Genomic DNA, 17,663 nt, shown 5'->3' on the forward strand with positions numbered 1-17,663 from the left:
AGGCCCTGGTCGTGATAGTCACCATGCAATTATAGGATTATAACAAGCAAACACTGTAGTTAAAGTGAGTGACTGTTATAGTTTAGTTAGTATAATGAATTTAACATAACAATAGTTACAACTATGCTAATGATTTGAATTATTTTTTGAAAGAATTTCTTAATTTAGAAAACCAGCCACTTTTGGATGATACAGTCAAACCGCTTGGCTTTGATGCTTGTGCCTTGAGTTCTGAACCAAATTCCATTGCTTCTTTCATTAAATAAGCTTGTGAATTTAATGGTGATAAATTGTTTTGTATATAATGGTAATGACCTTCGTTATCTTGGAAGCGTCCTTTTTGATTATCAGACAATTGTAAGTTCATATAGTTCAATAATCTTTGACCGATCACTTTGTCTTCAATAGGGAACAAGATTTCGACTCTTTTAATCATGTTTCTAGTCATCGCATCTGCAGAAGATAGATAAATTTTTTCGTCCCCATTATTATGGAAATAATATATTCTAGAATGTTCTAAAAAGCGACCAACAATACTGACAACTTCAATATTGTCACTAATCCCAGGTATACCTGGTTTAAGGCAACAAATCCCACGTATAATTAATTGGACTTTAACACCTGCACAAGATGCTTCGAATAATTTTAAAATAATATCTTTGTCTGTTAGAGAATTCATCTTCATTATAATTTTGCCATTCCCATGTTCTCGATGTGCTCGAATCTCACAGTCAATTCGATCAATAAAGACATCTCTGATATCAAACGGTGCAACGATAATTTTATTATAATCTGGTTTAACCGAATAACCGCTAAGATAATTAAAGAATTTTAAAGCGTCGTCAGCAATTTCTTTGTCAGTAGTGATAATCCCCATATCAGTATAGATTTTTGCAGTTTTATCATTGTAGTTGCCGGTACCTAGATGCACGAAAGAAGTAAGCTTATTATTTACACGTTTAACGACTAAGGCTATTTTGCTATGTGTCTTTAAATTAGTCATACCGTAAATAACATGACAACCAGCATCTTCTAACATTCTCGCCCAATGGACATTGTTTTCTTCATCGAAGCGGGCTTTCAATTCAACCAATACAGTTACTTGTTTCCCTTTTTCAGCAGCTTCTTTAAGACTATTTATAATTGGCGAGTCTTTACTGACCCTGTATAATGTCTGTTTAATAGCAATGGTGTTGGGATCTTCAGCAGCATCACGTATAAAATCAACAATAGGTTCAAAGGATTCATACGGGTGATGGAAAAAGATATCTCGTTCTAGAGATAAATCAAATAAATTATGTGTGCCTAATGAACTTGGCAATTGTGGTACATACTTTCTATAAGTCAGATGACTTAATTTATTTGATAGATGATCAACTAAACCAAAAAGCATAGTTAAATCTAAAGGTCCATCTACAAAGTAAACTTCTTCATCTTTCACATCTAATTGATTCATAATCCAAACAATATCTTCGTAAGCAGCATGACGTCCGTCAACTTCTAAACGTACAGCACTACCACTCTTACGTTCCTTTAAGAAACGTTCAATCTCAATTAATAAGTCTTCGGCGCCTTCTTCATGAATTGATAAATCGGCATTACGTGTAATTCTAAAGGTAAATGTGTTGAGCACCTCATATCCAGTGAATAATTCATTGATAAAGAAGGTGATAATATCTTCAACCATGATAATATATTGCTTATTACCTTCGTTTAAATATACAAAACGAGGTATCAATGATGGAATTTGAACAATAGCAGAATTGATTGCATCATCGGTATCGATATCGACAAAAATATTTAAACTTTTATTATTGAGTTTTGGGAATGGATGATATGCATCAATTCCTAATGGAGTTAGTGTAGGTAATATATTTGATTTGAATTCGGTTGCCAATTGTTCTAATAGCGCATCATCAAGCGCTTCTGGTGTGACAATTTCGACTTGATATTGACGCAACTCGTTCACAAGTTCGTTATAGCGTTGATATTGTAAGTCGACATAGCGCTTATTCTTCAACTTAATTTCATTGAGTTGTTGTCTGGGTGTTAACTGTGCTTTATTTTCAGGTTTATCGTATCCTAGCTTAACTTGGTCTTGTAGGCCGGCAACACGAACCATAAAAAATTCATCTAAATTAGAACTAAATATTGATATAAAGTTCAGTTGTTCAAGTAGGGGATTATTTTTATCTTGTGCTTCTTGTAATACACGATAATTAAAATCTAACCAACTGAGTTCCCTGTTATTATAATATTGTGGTAAATTCAAATCTTTTTCTCCCAAATTTCTTTGCATAATGACTATTACACCTCGTTATAAACTAAAATCATGTTTTGATAAACATAATTTATCATATGAATTTTAAGATTTTGTAAAGATAATTGAAAGGTCTGACTTTAATATTTTCTCGATGTGTTTCTTTTGTCGTTGTGCTTGATATTCTTCTGAAATTGGCTCACCAGAATAATAGATGTAGAGCGTATATTGACCATCTTCTTCTGTTAAGTTGACCTTATCTACAGAGCTTGTATGAGAAATATTTAATGCATTGACGAATTTAATGATTCCCCCTAAATATTGGATGTTGTCAAAGGCTTTACCGTGTAACCATTTTGTTTCGTTGCTAAAATATTTCAGCAATGATTTATTTTTAAAACTAGCAAGTAAAGCGAGTTTGACGCGTTCTTCGTGTGAAAATCCATCAATCATAGAGTTAGCGATAATGTAATACGTATGTGGTGAACTAGAATCGGAATCGATAAAGCTACCTAAGTAATACAGAAACGCACCCTCAGCGAATAGTCTTTGTTCTGCTTTTGTGACATCAATCGCTTTGAAATCAATCAATTGTGATAGTAAAGAGTGAGCAAGTTTGACGCGTTGTTCAGCACTTTCCTCTTCAATGCCATACTCATTTGCTAAATGGTATAAAGCATCTTTGCGAATATTTTCCTTTCTAAATTCCTTTGGATAACGTTCGCTAATTAATTTCATAACGTATCCCTCACGTAAACCTTTTCTTGAAAAGGTGAATTGAGTAGCATTTATTTTGTTAAATAATGTTCTAAACACCGAAATAGCTGGTAGGATGATGTCGACACGATCTCTACTTAACCCATCAATATCCTTTAATTCATCTCTAGAACTTTTCTTGATAATGGAATATACTTCATCGATATTTTCTTCAGACATCTTGTAGTTGTGGACTCCACCAATTGGATAAGAATGTTCTGACTGGTGGATACGTGCTACGTTTCGTGCAGAACCACCAATACCTACGAGCGAAACGTGTTGCTTCTTCAACCATGGTAGTTGATCAAATTGTTTAGCGATATATTTTTCCATTGCTTTAATAGCGTTTTTATCATTATGGTTCTTACCTTCGAAGAACTTTTTCTTTAAGGTAACGACACCGAAAGGGAAACTGTGAGCTTCTATTAAACTCTTATCTTTAAATAAGGTTACTTCGGTAGAACCGCCACCAATATCTATGGATATACCATCTTGAATGTCGGTTGTATGTGTAATTGCATAAAAACCATAAAACGCTTCTTCAGTTTCTGGAATAATAGTCATTTCAACATCTAAATGTTTTTTTATAAAAGCGATAATTTCTTCGCTATTTTTTGATTGTCTAATCGCAGCAGTTGCAACGGGATGTAATTCATTTACTTTGAACTTTTTAGCTACTTTCTTAAAGCTGCTTAAGGTCTTTGTTAGCACATTAATGCCTTCATCGTTCATCGTTAAATCATCTGTTAAATATTGGCTTAATCGCGCTGGGGTTTTAATATTTAATAATTCATTTAGTCCAGTCTTAGTATCAAATTCAAAGATAACGAGTCTGATTGTATTAGAGCCAATATCTATTAAACCTATTCGTTCCATATTTGCCTCCTAGTTAAGTAGGTGATCATAGTATCTATACTATATTTACCCAAATTGTTAATTATATATTACATGATTTGAAAAGTTTTGTGTGCAATATAATTCGATTTGTTCAAAGGGGGGAGTATGGGGTGTTTTGCTTAATTATCCTATAAAGAAAGAAAAAGAGAGGCAAGGTTGTTTTGGTTTAATATTACGAACTATTGCCTCTCATATATTAAGTTGTTAGACCTAATATAAATGGTTATTTAATTTTTAGAGGACCTCCTGGACCTAAAGGCCAACCAAGTAAATACCATACAATCATAAATAATGGCCAAACGATACTTAAGATAATGGTGTATGGCATCAAACTAGATAATAAAGATCCGAGTTTCATATCTTTATCATATTTTTGAGCATACGATAATAACAATGGCAAGTAAGGCATCATTGGTGTGATTGGGTTACTAATAGAATCACCGATACGATATAACATTTGTGTGAATGCTGGATGGAAACCTACAAGCATTAACATAGGGACAAATATTGGTGCAAGAATGCCCCATTTTGCTGAAGCACTTCCAATAAGTAAATTAATCAATGCACTCAATAAAATAATGCCTAGAATAAGCACTATACCATTCTGACCTTGTAAAATAGCAGCCCCTTTAACTGCAACAATGACACCCAAATTACTCCATTCTAAAAAGGCTAATAATTGTGCAGCAAAGAATACGATGACGATAAATGATCCCATTGATGCCATTGAATCAGCTAACATTTTGCCTAAATCCTTTGTACTATTAAACACTTTCATCATTACACCATAGACTAAACCTGGCACTAAAAAGAGGATAAGGATAAGTAAACCAACACCATTAATAATTGGTGCATCATTGAGCAAACTTCCCGTTTTCGCATTTCGTAAAAAGCTATGCTCAGGTATAGCGCATAATATGATAACTAGTATAACAATGAAGAAACTTATATTAGCCCAAAATACTGCGCGATTTTCTTCCTTGGTTAAGCTGTCATTGTTATCATCAGCATTGATGTCGGCATTAGTATCATCATAAGTGCCGAGTCTAGGAATTACAAAGCGCATGGTAACCCAATAAACTGCAGGTAATAACACGACGACGCTTGCCGCTATAAAATACCAGTTCATCGCTACATTAACAGGCACATCTTTCGCGACGATTTGGGTAGCTGGCTTTGTAAAAGCATAAAGTAACGCGTCAGACATACCAATCATAAAGTTAGCTGAAAAACCACCGATAGCTGAGGCATATGCCATTGCTAATCCAGCAATAGGATGATAACCCAATTTGATAAATACCATTGCTGTTAGAGGGGGTAAGACAATAGGTGCAGCATCTCCAGCAGCATTACCTAAGATTCCAATTATGATGATGACCGGTACAATAAACTTTTTAGGTGCTTTATGTACAACTTGAACCATTAATTTATCAAAATATCCAGTCTTTTCAGCAACACCAATACCTAACATAACGGCTAAGACGAGACCTAAAGCTGGGAATTCTGAAAAGTTCTTAATTGAATCATTGAGAATCATCATAAATCCATCTTTACTTAATATGCTTTTAATAGCGATCGTATCACCTGTACCAGGATGTTTGACTGTGACATGAAATAATGACACAATCCAGGTCAATACGGCCAAACCCACACACATAAGAAAGAACAAAATACTAGGATCAGGTAGCTTGTTCCCAATCAGTTCAACAATATTTAAAAATTTATCAATAGGTGACACTTTCCTTTTTGAGTTTGAAGACATAATATCTACCTCCCAAATAAGTTAACGAAAGTATAACAAAATTTTTATGTAAATAGAATGAAAATTCTAAATTTTTGTATTTTTGAAAAAAACCGAGTGTTTTTGAGAAGGACTTTAAATGCTGCATATGTTGTTGAGTTTTAAAATAAGCTATTTCGGTAATAGTTAATATAAAAGGGGAAGAAGGAATAAATATTTGAAGAGGAGTAGTGATATGCTATGGGAAGACTAGATAATAAGGTTGCGGTGTTAACTGGTACAAGTACAGGTATTGGCAGAGCAACTGCTCAAGTCATGGCAGCAGAAGGTGCGCATGTTCTAGCAGTAGATGTAACAGAAAAGGTATATGATGTTGTAAATGAAATTAATAATAATGGGTATAAAGCATCAGGATATATTGTTGATGTTTCCGATGCAAATGCCGTAGAACAATTTGCAGAATCGGTTAAATCATCATATGGAACTATTGATATTCTCTTTAATAATGCTGGTATAGATAATGCGGCAGGTCGAATTCATGAATATCCAATAGAAGTGTTTGATAGTATCATCAATGTAGATTTAAAAGGAACCTTTTTAATGACCAAATTCACTTTACCATTAATGATGGATAAGGGTGGATCTATTATTAATACTGCCTCATTTTCAGGACAGGCAGCAGACTTAAATCGTTCAGGATACAACGCAGCAAAAGGTGGGGTGATTAACTTCACACGTTCAACTGCGATAGAATATGGTCGTGAGAATATTAGAGCGAATGCCATAGCGCCAGGTACGATTGAAACGCCATTAGTTGATAAATTGACTGGTACAAAAGAAGATGAAGCGGGTCAAGCATTCAGAGAAAATCAAAAATGGGTAACGCCTTTAGGTCGATTGGGTAAGCCAGAAGAGATTGGTAAATTAGTTACTTTCTTAGCATCTGATGACAGCTCATTTATAACTGGTGAAACCATCACAATTGATGGAGGTGTAATGGCTTATACTTGGCCAGGTGAAATGTTGAGTGATGATGATTGGAAACGTACTACTAAATAACACCATGGTCTAACAAAAATAATAAATACCTATCTTTGAAGCAACGAAATGCATTTTAATGAATGTGCTATATCTTTAATGAGCATAAAACAACGTCAATTTCTATTTAACTCCCTCACATTGGGAATTGTTCGAATAGAAATTGACGTTTAATATTTATATAGAAGATAACATCTTTTGTTATTCTATTATTTGCTTAAAGTGTTCCAAGGCAAAGATAGCTAGTGAATGCACTTCTACTCTATTAAAGTCTGTCATATAATCACTTAAATAGAGTGAGTTATTAAATATTTACCAGATAATACTTTCTACAACATCATCATTTAATGATTTGACGATTTCAGTCACTAAAGCAACTGAGTTCTTATAATCATCGGTATGCAGTACTGAAACATTTGAATGCATATAACGTAACGCGACACCTATTGACACAGTTGGCGTACCTTCATTTGCAACATGAATACTACCAGCATCAGTCCCACCGCCAGCAGTAGTATCTAATTGAATTGAGATGTTGTGCTTTTTAGCAACTTCCTTAATATGTTTTGTGAAGCCAACATGTCCAATGTTTGTAGCGTCCATGATTATAACGACTGGGCCATTACCGATAGCTGTATCACTAACTTGACCAGACATTCCAGGTGTGTCATATGCAACAGCTACATCGACTGCAATTGCTAAATCAGGTTTAATTTTATTCGCTGCAACTTTAGCACCTCTTAATCCAACCTCTTCTTGAACATTCGCACCGGCAACTAAATTGATATTGATGTCGTCTTCTTTTAAGTTGTTTAGCACGTCTACCGCAAGTGCACAACCATAACGATTGTCAAATGCTTTAGCAGTTAAATATTTATTGTTTGCTAGGGTTTCAAATTCACTATAGGGTGTAATCATATTGCCTAAATCAATACCATATTGTTCGGCTTCTTTTTTACTTTTAACACCGATATCGATAAACATGTCTTTAATTTCGACGTTTTTCTTACGCTCTTCAGGAGTTAAGACATGTGGTGGTTTACATCCGATAATACCTCGAATTTTTTTACCACTATCTGTTGTTACTGTGACTTTTTGAGATAACATCACTTGATTCCACCAACCACCGATTGGTGTAAACTTCAAGAATCCGTCTTTATCAATTTTAGTTACAATAAAGCCTATTTCATCTAAGTGACCAGCGACCATTAATGTTTTGTGACCATCTGTTGCTGTCTTTTTCCCGAAAATGCCACCAAGATTATCTTCAACGATTTCATCACTAACAGGTGTTAAATATGCTTTCATTGTTGATTTTACTTCCATCTCGTGCCCTGCAATTCCGTCTATATCAGTTAGTGTTTTTAGTAGATTAACTGAATTGTCCATTTTAATTCCTCCCATTTATAAGAATACATATAGTTTACCACGAAACGAAGTGGCTTATCATGCGAACAAGCTGTGTGATAATCGTATATATTAATTCCTAGTAAAACGCTAAGACAAATTTGATGCAATCATCACTATTTCATGTTTCAATTGAATTAATAATTGAAGAGAGGGGTTTATCATATGTCAGAAATCAAACACTTAATCATTGGAGAACAGCGAGCACCTATCACAGTTGAATCATTTATTAACTTTGCTTGTCCATATTGTAAAAATTACTTTAAAGCTGCTGACAAGACTTTACAAGATTTAATCGCTAATGGAAAGGTGAAGCATGTCATAAAGCACTTTGATAAAACAAAACAAGGTTTATTGAAGGGGACTGTAGCGAACATCTATTTAGACTATGAACAACCACAAGAAACATTGAATTTTATACATCAATTATATGATACGCAGCAAACATGGAAACAAAGCTTTGCCATAATAGAGAAAAAGATGGAAGAAGACTTTAAATTAACACCGCAACAAGCAGCAGATGAGCGCTCATTGGCAATCACAAAAGAAACCTTTGAACGTGGAATCGGAGGAATTCCCACAGTATTCATTAATGGTGTGAAATTTGAATTTAACCCTTTAGAAGATAGTGAAGCGGAAATAGCAACAAAATTAACCGAGCAATTAGCAATAAATGAATAGTGAATAAATAACTGAACATGTCAGGAAAAATAACTCTGTTACACTGACATGTTCAGTTCTATTTATGACAAGTCTGTTTAATGGCTATCAATGAGCTTCAATTTATAATCATTGATAGATTGTAGCTGTCCGTCTTTTTGTTTAATAATAATATGTTCTTTAGAAATTTGTGTTGGTGATGCGACGCCGACAGCAGCTGCAATATTGAATAAACCTTCGTGGAGACTCGTGACGAAATTAGTTACACGGTACTTCTTCTCATCGATGATTAACCCTTTTTCACGCTTAGGATCAGTTGTAGCAACACCTACAGGACATGTATTCATATGACATTGTTGGCTCATGATGCATCCCACACTGATCATCATCCCCCTTGCAATATTGATTAAGTCTGCACCTAACCCAAGTGCAATGGCTATTTTATCTGGGGTGATTAACTTACCAGAAGCAAATATTTTCACTTTATCTCGAATGCCGTGTTGTTCTAACTTTGCAGATAAAATGGGTAGCGCAGTAAATAATGGTAACCCAACACGATCTTCAAGTTCTTGGAACGTAGCACCAGTACCACCTTCACCACCATCTACAGTAATAAAGTCAGGGTATTGATTTGTTTCAATCATAGTTGTTACAAGACTTTCAATTTCAGCAACACTACTGATTACAATTTTAAAGCCCACAGGTTTTTGTCCGTATTGTTGTAACTCAGTAACCCAATTAAGTAGTGCTTGTGGATTATCAATGTTTGTAAATCTATTTGGTGAGTTGATAGTCTTCCAAGGTTCAACCTTCCTAATTTCAGCAATTTCTTCAGTAACCTTATTACCTTGCATGTGACCGCCACGCGTTTTCGCACCTTGTGCTAGCTTAATTTCAAAGGCTTTGATTGCATCTTGCTGTGCTAAATTACGAAAGGCACTTAAATCAAAATGCCCATCTTTATCACGAACGCCGAACAGTCCTGGTCCAATTTGGAATATAATATCTACGTTACCAGCCAGGTGATACTTAGATAGACCACCTTCTCCAGTATTCATCCAAGTGCCGGCTTGTCCAAGTCCTTTCGATAGTGCAGTGATTGCATGGCTACCTAAAGCACCATAACTCATTCCTGATTGGCCTACAAGACGCTTAATCTTAAACGGATAGGCTAAGTTTGGTCCTAGTACAACTTGGTCTGAGTCTGATAAATAATAAGGATCAATTTCAGTTTTATGTCTATGTTCATCTCTATCGAATAAACGCTCGTTATCAATTTGGTAAATAAAGGTTGAAATCATAGGTGATTGATTGATACGCAGTTCAGTTGTTTGGAGAGGGAACATTGTATTTTGAATGTAGAACCCGTCTTCGTAATCTTCTTGTGTACCAAAACTAGACATTCTAGAGTTATATTTTCCAGCTAATACGATATTAGTGAAATCATTTCGAGAAAATGGTTTACCTTTTGTATCGGGTAAAAATAAATACTGCCTCATTTCAGGGCCGATTTTTTCAAAGAAGTAGCGTACCCGTGCTAATAATGGATAATTACGCAATACACTATGTTGCTTTTGGCGTTTGTCTTTAAATAGCAATAATCCCCCAATAATTAATATGCTAATTAAAAATAATACTAAAATAATATTTACTATGAACTGAAGTATTGTCAGTAAAGTCATAATAATCCCCCCATTTATCTATATACTACATCGAAAAGTTAGTTTTGCAACAACAGTAGAAATAACAATAAAAATAAATATTATTAAAAATGAAGTTAGAATTAAATGCTTTTGGATTAAATAAAAACCTTAGTGAATGTAAATGATTATGGTATATTAAAAATAAACAATAAGGACGGTGACTTATGATTAAATCATCTAGTACAAACAACATGAAAAATCAGCCATACTTACCCTGGGATAAACCTACAATGGCAAGGAAGGATTTTATAATTATCCCACTCTATATATTAGTAAGTTATATCATGCCCTTAATCGTTTTTGCATTTAGCTATATTCTATTACTTGCCTTAAATCTAAAAAATGAAACTATACTAGAGGCACATATAACCCAAATATTTGGAAGTATTTTAGGTTCAGTTATTATTCTCATTGTCTTTATGGCACTCTATCCAAAGGTGTCATTTATTAAATTAACGTTTGATAAATTAAGTAAAGTGCCTCGATACATATTATTAATCATTGCAACGTATATTGTTATTATAATCGCAACACCAGTTTATGATTGGCTGATCCACTTTTTACCAAAGTCACTACAATTTAGTGTGACGCAAAATCAACAGAGTCTTGAGCAATTATTTGAAAGTCATTGGATGTTGCCATTCGTATTTATAGATATTGTGATTTTGACACCAATTATAGAAGAATTAATCTTTCGTCATATTTTAATTCATGAGCTTGGTAAAAAAATCTCGTACGGCTTTGCAACAGTCATATCTGTCATAGCATTTTCGAGTATTCATGTATTAAATGCAACTTCACCCTTCGAAATTGGCGGTTATTTCATTATTGCGATTGGTTTAACACTCGTATATTTGAAAAGTGATAAAAATTTAGCAGTTTCAATCACACTACATGCTTTAATTAATTTTGTATCATTTATCACTATTGTATGTACGTCGTAACATCATTTAATAGAATTGCTTACGCTATGTTTAATCCTTCATATCATTTTAGTTAGGAAGAAATGTTAAATATCAAAGTTGTGTTACATTAAAATGGGTATGATATAACCAGTGAGACAAATGAATTGAGGTAGGTTAAAAAGATGCTAGAGATAAAGGATGTATCTTATACAGTAGACAATAGAACAATTTTAAGTGACATTAATTTAACTATCAATAAAGGTGATACTATAGCAATAATTGGACCTTCAGGGAGTGGGAAGAGCACACTATTTCGCTTGATCAGTAATTTGATAAGTCCAACACAAGGTGCACTATATTATCAACAGCAGAATTATGAGCAGATAAACCCGGAATCATTGCGTATGGATGTAAGTTATTTACTACAACAAAGTGATTTGTTTAAAACGACGATAGCAGATAATTTAGCATTTTCGGCACAAGTGAGAGATGAACATTTTGACAAAAAGAGGGCGAAGCAGTTATTAAAAGCTGTTGGCTTAGATCATTATAAATTGGATGCTAAAGTTCAACGTTTATCTGGTGGGGAACGTCAGAGAATTACTATTGCCAGACAGTTGATGTATTTACCTAAAGTTTTATTATTAGATGAAGCAACGAGTGCATTAGATACTCAAAATCGTAATAGAGTTGAAGAACTTATTTTTAGTTTAGCGAAGCAGGGTGTGGCTATACTGTGGATTACACATAGTAAAGACCAAAGTTTACGTCGTTTTAACAAGCGATTACATTTGGTAGATGGACATATAGAGAAAGAGGAAGTGTTAAGATGAGTACGACAGCATTAGCCCTTACTGGCTTGTTATTGCTATTTCCTATCATAGTGTCTTATAAAGAAAAATTACATATCATCAAAGATTTATTAGTGTCGACAATTCGTGCAGTTATACAATTAGTAATCTTAGGGTATTTATTACATTTTATCTTTAATATTAATCAAAAATGGGTGCTAATTATCTTTGTACTTATCATCATTGTTAATGCAGCATGGAATACGATTGGCAGAGCTTCCGTTGTGATGCATCATGTATTTCTAATTTCATTAATTTCAATATTTATCGGAGTAGCATTGCCTTTAGTAGGTGTGGTACTGACGGGGGCGATTGAATTTAAACCCAATGAAGTTATTCCAGTATCAGGTATGTTAGCGAGTAATAGTTTAATCGCTATTAACTTAGCTTATCAGAATTTAGATAGAGAATTTGTAAAAGAGATGAGTCAAATTGAATCTAAATTAACTTTAGGTGCAAACCCAAAATTAGCATCGAAAGATACGATTAGACAAAGTATTAAGACGGCAATTGTGCCAACAATAGATTCTGTAAAAACATATGGTATTGTATCAATACCAGGAATGATGACAGGTTTAATCATTGGTGGTGTAGCCCCTTTAGATGCAGTTAAATTCCAATTAATGGTTGTATTTATTCATACAACTGCAACTATTATGTCCGCTTTATTAGCGACATATTTGAGTTACAAGCAATTCTTTAATCAGCGTGATCAACTTATAGCGAGAGAGATGGTTCAACGATAAGCCATTTTCTTGTTTAAAATAAGACAATGTACAGAAGTTAAGTATCGATTGATATAGACAGTAAATGAATGTCTTTGATCATACTTAACTTCTGTTTTTATGATGTTTTTATAAAGGATTTCAATAAAATTGATGCTAAGAATCAAAAGGCAGTTTAACCAAGGGAAAGTTTAGCTCTAATACTATAAATTTAATAATTAAATCACGATAATTATAACGATATGATTAAAAGTTATTTAAACACATTAAGTCATCGTTTATAATAGAGAAGTTATGAAATTTTATAATAAATCGAACGGAAAGGAGTGGGATTGATGTCTTCAATGCGAGTAGTGACCTTCATTTTGAGTATTTTCATAGTAGGAATGGTTGAAATGATGGTTGCAGGTATTATGAATTTGATGAGTCATGATTTAAATGTATCAGAAGCGATTATAGGTCAATTAGTAACCTTATATGCAATAACATTTGCAATTGCTGGTCCTATTCTAGTAAAGCTAACCAATCGATTTTCACCTAAACCAGTATTGTTATGGACATTGCTAGCATTTATTGTTGGGAACTTAATGATAGCGATGGCACCGAATTTTACAATACTTGTAGTTGGGAGAGTCATTTCTTCGGCAGCAGCTGCATTAATCGTTGTGAAAATATTGGCCCTAACTGCGCTACTCACTGCACCACAAAATCGTGGGAAAATGATTGGTATTGTATATTCTGGATTTAGTGGCACTAATGTCTTTGGGGTACCTATAGGGACAATTATTGGTGATCTTGTTGGTTGGCGCTATACATTTATTTTTATCGTTATTGTTAGTGTGCTTGTCGGCATATTGATGTATATATATATTCCAAATTCAAACATCGAACCTTCACCGAATAACGATAACAAACAACAGACTAAGCAAGCTACAACAGGTCGAATTCTGCGACCTATTGAAGTAGCTAAATATTTAGCTATTACCTTCTTGTTATTAGTTGCTAATTCAGTGACGTTTATTTATATTAATCCATTGATGCTATCTGGAGGGCATGATTTGTCATTTGTTTCAATAGCATTATTAATAAACGGTGTAGCAGGTATGATCGGAACATCAATGGGAGGTTTCTTATCTGATAAATTAACGAGTAAACGTTGGTTAACGATAGCAACTATATTGTTCATTGTAATGTTGCTGTCATTGAATTTCTTCTTAACAGGAACTGTGATGTTGTTAGCAATTATCTTTATTTGGAATATCATGCAGTGGAGTACAAATCCTGCAGTTCAGAGCGGGATTATTGAACATGTAGATGGTGACACAAGCCAGGTGATGAGCTGGAATATGTCTAGTTTAAATGCAGGTATTGCAATTGGCGGTGTTGTAGGCGGACTCGTTGTATCAAATCTAGATGTTCATGCAACTACTTATTTCTCTGCAACAATTGGTGTGATTGCCTTAATCATTATTATTAGTTTAAATCAACTTTCTAAATATAGAGTTAAACACGATTAATTAATGACTATTAATTGAGTGCAAGATAGCTTAGTGAAAAATATTGCAGCTATTAATATTAATTATGCATCAATATAAAATTGTACAGTTAAGAAAAACATGTTTTTTATGTATTGAGAAGGTTAACACTTTAAGGTTTTAGAAGCATGTAGAACTGAAGAAACTTATGAAAGAAAACAGTAGGATGAGACATTTATGTGTGCCCTTATAAGTTAACACTGAAAAGTGAACAACTTATAAGGGACGGTGCACACTGAAGTGTTTGTCATCCTACTGTTTTAATGTTTTTTATATCATATTTATTGTACTAATGAGAGATGTATTATTTTGAAGTACTAAGTGCAATATGTTGAGTGGACAAGTTAGCTCTTTTATTCGAAAAGTGTGCCACACCCAAAGCAAATAAAATATAAAGTAATGTACCAATGATATAACCCGTCTTTAAATCTGAGATAAGTAAATAACTTTGGTAAATTAAGACGATAATAGAGCTAACGGCAATTGTTACTAATAAAGGATAAGGCACCTTTAAAGGCGAATTACGATAGGCATCGGGATATTTTTTAGGTAATTGAGTCACAGCTAATGCAGGAAATGCAAAGACAATTAATGAAATACCTGTACCAAGTTGTGCTACTACATTTAACGACATGCCAGTAATGATTGGGATGACCCCTATTAGATAAAAGATAAATAATAGCCAATGAGGTGTGCCAAATCGTTGGTTAACTTGACCTAATGATTTAGGGAGATAACCATCTTTGATAGCAATCAATAAACTTTTTGTAACCCATGTAAATGTAGAATTTAGCGTTGTGGCGAGAGCAAACATCGCACCTCCTACCATAAAAAATATAAACGCAGGTGTCGGTAATACCTTATGCGCTACACTCGTAAGTGGTTGACCTGCAACTTCTGGTATCGGTAATACACCAACCGCAATAGAAGCTATAAAAGCATAAAGTAATCCAACAAATATTGTAGCCACAATAATCACAATAGGGATATCGCGTTTAGGATTTTTCATTTCGCCACCTAGTTCTGCTACTACTTGTGCACCACCTGTAGCAAAGGATACTAGACCTACTGCAGTAAAGAATCCGGTAAAGCCATCAGGGAACATTGTCGGTGTGTTAAAGACCTTGAAGTTAACATGTGGGAATCCTAAAATAATAAAGCATGATAATGCAATAATCAATGTGATAACCATTAAATTACCAACTATAGAAGCGGATTTCACTCCGACAATATTGACGATGAACAATAATGTTATAAGTATAAATGAAACTGTTCTTATTGGGATGCCAGGTAACAAACCTTCTAAATATTGTGCGAAGGACAGTGCATAGAGCGACAAAGTGATTTGCACTAACATGAACAATAACAACCAAAAAATACCAACCTTTGGTGATAATAATCGACTTGTATATTGGTACATACCACCAGTAGTTGGTAAAGCAGAACCTAATATTGCAATAGGAAACATTGTCAGTAATGTGATAAGAGACGATAATATAAAGGCTGGTGTAATACCACTACCGGTCATTTGAATGCCGATACCTGTGAGAGACATGACCCCAGCTCCGATTATTTGTCCAATGGCAATGCCCATGACATCTGTGAAGCCTAATACTTTCTTCAAATTATTCGTTTGTTCCATTTAATCACCCCTATAAAATTAAAATATTCAAAAATGAATAAAAATAGAATAGCATAGATTATACATAATTCCTAGTATGTTTATCGGAAAACTTTGCTTGGGAGTCGATTTTGATTAATTATAGATTAAATAGGGCAAATCATAGTAAGATATGAATATACTGAAATCATTAAATTGGGGGATTATAAATGGTTGAAAATAACAGTAAAGTTGATGCGTTTATAGAAAAATTAAATCAGTGGCAAGATGAATTTAAGATACTAAGAAGATGGATTCAAGAAACTGAATTAGATGAAGATTATAAATGGATGCATCCATGCTATACCTTAAATAATAAAAATGTGGTGATTATTCAGGATTTCAAGCATTATTGTGCATTGCTTTTTGAAAAAGGTGCCATTATGGAAGATCCTTATCAGACCTTAATTCAACAGACTAAAAATGTTCAAGCTGCAAGACAGTTACGTTTTGAAAGTTTGGAAGAAATTAGCAAGAGAGAAGAGGAAATAAAGTGGTATCTTGCAGAAGCAATTCGAATTGAAAAGTCTGGAAAAAAAGTACCTATGAAATCAACTGAAGAGTATGAAATGCCTGAAGAATTAAGTAATAAATTTGAGTCAATGCCGGCACTCAAGGAAGCTTTTTATAAATTAACGCCTGGTAGACAAAGACAATATATGTATCATATTGGACAAGCAAAAAGAGCCGCTACAAGAGAACAACGTGTTGAAAAATACGTTGATCACATATTGAATGGTAAAGGTTTGAATGATAAATAGCTATGCTTTATAAAACAATCAGTTACAAGAATATAATGTTAGTTATTAAAAAATATAGTAATATCTAACAGTAAAATTATTTAAGAAAGTAGGTGTATGAATGCCTAGAACTTCAAAGAAAACGCAATTATTAGATGCTGCAGCAGCGATTGTTAATGAATACGGTAGTGAGTACCTCACTTTAGATGCCGTTGCAAAGCGTGCGGGCGTGAGCAAGGGAGGTTTACTATATCATTTTAAAAGTAAGACAGCTTTAATTGAAGGACTTGTGGATCACGCTGACAAAATATATCGGAATAATGTAGCTGAAAGGGTAGCTGCCGATATTTATGAACAAGGTAAATGGTTGCGTGCATTTGTAGAAGCTACTCGTGAACATCGCTCTGAAAATGCCGCAATTACATCAAGTATGTTAGCAGCAGAAGGAAATAATAGACATTTGTTATCGCCGTTACAAGAAACCTACAAGATATGGCAATCATACATTGAAAATGATGGTCTAGATAAGATTGATGCAACGATTATGAGATTGGCAGTCGATGGTTTATGGTTATCTGAAATTTTTGGTTTGGATGCCTTAGATGAGTCGATGCGTGAAGCAGTTTTAGAAAGACTAACAAATTATTCAAAATCAACAACAAATCGTACATTTGAACAATAAATTAAATTAATTATTCACATGATATAAATAAGTGTGAATCGCTTCTAGCTAAAGGGAATGACCGAGTTTTAAACTTCGAGCATTCCCTTTAATTTGATGGTTA

Annotated in this window: 14 protein-coding genes; 8 read left to right on the top strand and 6 right to left on the bottom strand. The window is 33.9% G+C overall.

The window, feature by feature from the left end; translation table 11 throughout:
- Window positions 1-139: 139 nt before the first annotated feature.
- The 3 genes from JN168_RS02335 to JN168_RS02345 form a co-directional block, all read right to left on the bottom strand.
- Window positions 140-2,299, bottom strand: a complete 2,160-nt coding sequence (locus JN168_RS02335) for an RNA degradosome polyphosphate kinase (protein ID WP_229366558.1) — start codon at window positions 2,297-2,299, stop codon at window positions 140-142.
- 66 nt (window positions 2,300-2,365) lie between these two features.
- Window positions 2,366-3,892, bottom strand: coding sequence for an exopolyphosphatase (gene ppx, locus JN168_RS02340; RefSeq protein ID WP_042739218.1), 1,527 nt, complete (start codon window positions 3,890-3,892; stop codon window positions 2,366-2,368).
- A 244-nt stretch (window positions 3,893-4,136) separates the two neighbouring features.
- Window positions 4,137-5,675, bottom strand: coding sequence for an AbgT family transporter (locus tag JN168_RS02345; protein WP_042739219.1), 1,539 nt, complete (start codon window positions 5,673-5,675; stop codon window positions 4,137-4,139).
- 219 nt (window positions 5,676-5,894) lie between these two features.
- Between JN168_RS02345 and JN168_RS02350 the strand changes: the two genes are divergently transcribed.
- The gene (locus JN168_RS02350; RefSeq protein ID WP_042739220.1) at window positions 5,895-6,713 is read left to right on the top strand and encodes an SDR family oxidoreductase; all 819 of its coding nucleotides are present in this window, start codon (window positions 5,895-5,897) and stop codon (window positions 6,711-6,713) included.
- Window positions 6,714-7,004: 291 nt separating this feature from the next.
- On the opposite strand, the gene JN168_RS02355 is transcribed toward JN168_RS02350, so the two are convergent.
- Window positions 7,005-8,081: a M42 family metallopeptidase gene (locus JN168_RS02355; RefSeq protein WP_107526595.1), complete on the bottom strand. Its 1,077-nt coding sequence runs from the start codon at window positions 8,079-8,081 to the stop codon at window positions 7,005-7,007.
- Between the two features lie 183 nt (window positions 8,082-8,264).
- On the opposite strand from JN168_RS02355, the gene JN168_RS02360 reads away from it, so the two are divergent.
- A complete protein-coding gene (locus JN168_RS02360; RefSeq protein WP_042739222.1) occupies window positions 8,265-8,780 on the top strand; it encodes a thioredoxin domain-containing protein in 516 nt (171 codons plus the stop codon).
- Between the two features lie 77 nt (window positions 8,781-8,857).
- Here JN168_RS02360 and JN168_RS02365 read toward each other — a convergent pair whose 3' ends face one another.
- Window positions 8,858-10,441: an FMN-binding glutamate synthase family protein gene (locus tag JN168_RS02365; RefSeq protein WP_042739223.1), complete on the bottom strand. Its 1,584-nt coding sequence runs from the start codon at window positions 10,439-10,441 to the stop codon at window positions 8,858-8,860.
- A 185-nt stretch (window positions 10,442-10,626) separates the two neighbouring features.
- Between JN168_RS02365 and JN168_RS02370 the strand changes: the two genes are divergently transcribed.
- The 4 genes from JN168_RS02370 (at window position 10,627) to JN168_RS02385 (ending at window position 14,460) form a co-directional block, all read left to right on the top strand.
- A complete protein-coding gene (locus JN168_RS02370) occupies window positions 10,627-11,406 on the top strand; it encodes a CPBP family intramembrane glutamic endopeptidase (RefSeq protein ID WP_042739224.1) in 780 nt (259 codons plus the stop codon).
- A 143-nt stretch (window positions 11,407-11,549) separates the two neighbouring features.
- Window positions 11,550-12,200: an ABC transporter ATP-binding protein gene (locus JN168_RS02375; RefSeq protein WP_232139601.1), complete on the top strand. Its 651-nt coding sequence runs from the start codon at window positions 11,550-11,552 to the stop codon at window positions 12,198-12,200.
- Complete coding sequence (locus JN168_RS02380; RefSeq protein ID WP_042739226.1) at window positions 12,197-12,964, top strand: ABC transporter permease; 768 nt, start codon at window positions 12,197-12,199, stop codon at window positions 12,962-12,964. Before JN168_RS02375 ends, JN168_RS02380 begins: the two co-directional genes overlap by 4 nt.
- A gap of 323 nt (window positions 12,965-13,287) precedes the next feature.
- Window positions 13,288-14,460, top strand: coding sequence for an MFS transporter (locus tag JN168_RS02385; protein WP_424141396.1), 1,173 nt, complete (start codon window positions 13,288-13,290; stop codon window positions 14,458-14,460).
- A gap of 322 nt (window positions 14,461-14,782) precedes the next feature.
- Here the strand turns inward: JN168_RS02385 and JN168_RS02390 are convergent, their stop codons facing one another.
- The gene (locus JN168_RS02390; RefSeq protein ID WP_042739228.1) at window positions 14,783-16,120 is read right to left on the bottom strand and encodes an APC family permease; all 1,338 of its coding nucleotides are present in this window, start codon (window positions 16,118-16,120) and stop codon (window positions 14,783-14,785) included.
- Between the two features lie 188 nt (window positions 16,121-16,308).
- On the opposite strand from JN168_RS02390, the gene JN168_RS02395 reads away from it, so the two are divergent.
- Together JN168_RS02395 and JN168_RS02400 are read left to right on the top strand one after the other, a co-directional pair.
- A complete protein-coding gene (locus JN168_RS02395; RefSeq protein ID WP_107511844.1) occupies window positions 16,309-16,899 on the top strand; it encodes a YdeI/OmpD-associated family protein in 591 nt (196 codons plus the stop codon).
- Window positions 16,900-16,999: 100 nt separating this feature from the next.
- Window positions 17,000-17,560: a TetR/AcrR family transcriptional regulator gene (locus tag JN168_RS02400; RefSeq protein WP_042739230.1), complete on the top strand. Its 561-nt coding sequence runs from the start codon at window positions 17,000-17,002 to the stop codon at window positions 17,558-17,560.
- The last annotated feature ends 103 nt before the right edge of the window (window positions 17,561-17,663 follow it).

It is taken from the genome of Staphylococcus gallinarum (assembly GCF_029774255.1).
GTDB classification, from domain to species: Bacteria; Bacillota; Bacilli; order Staphylococcales; family Staphylococcaceae; genus Staphylococcus; species Staphylococcus gallinarum.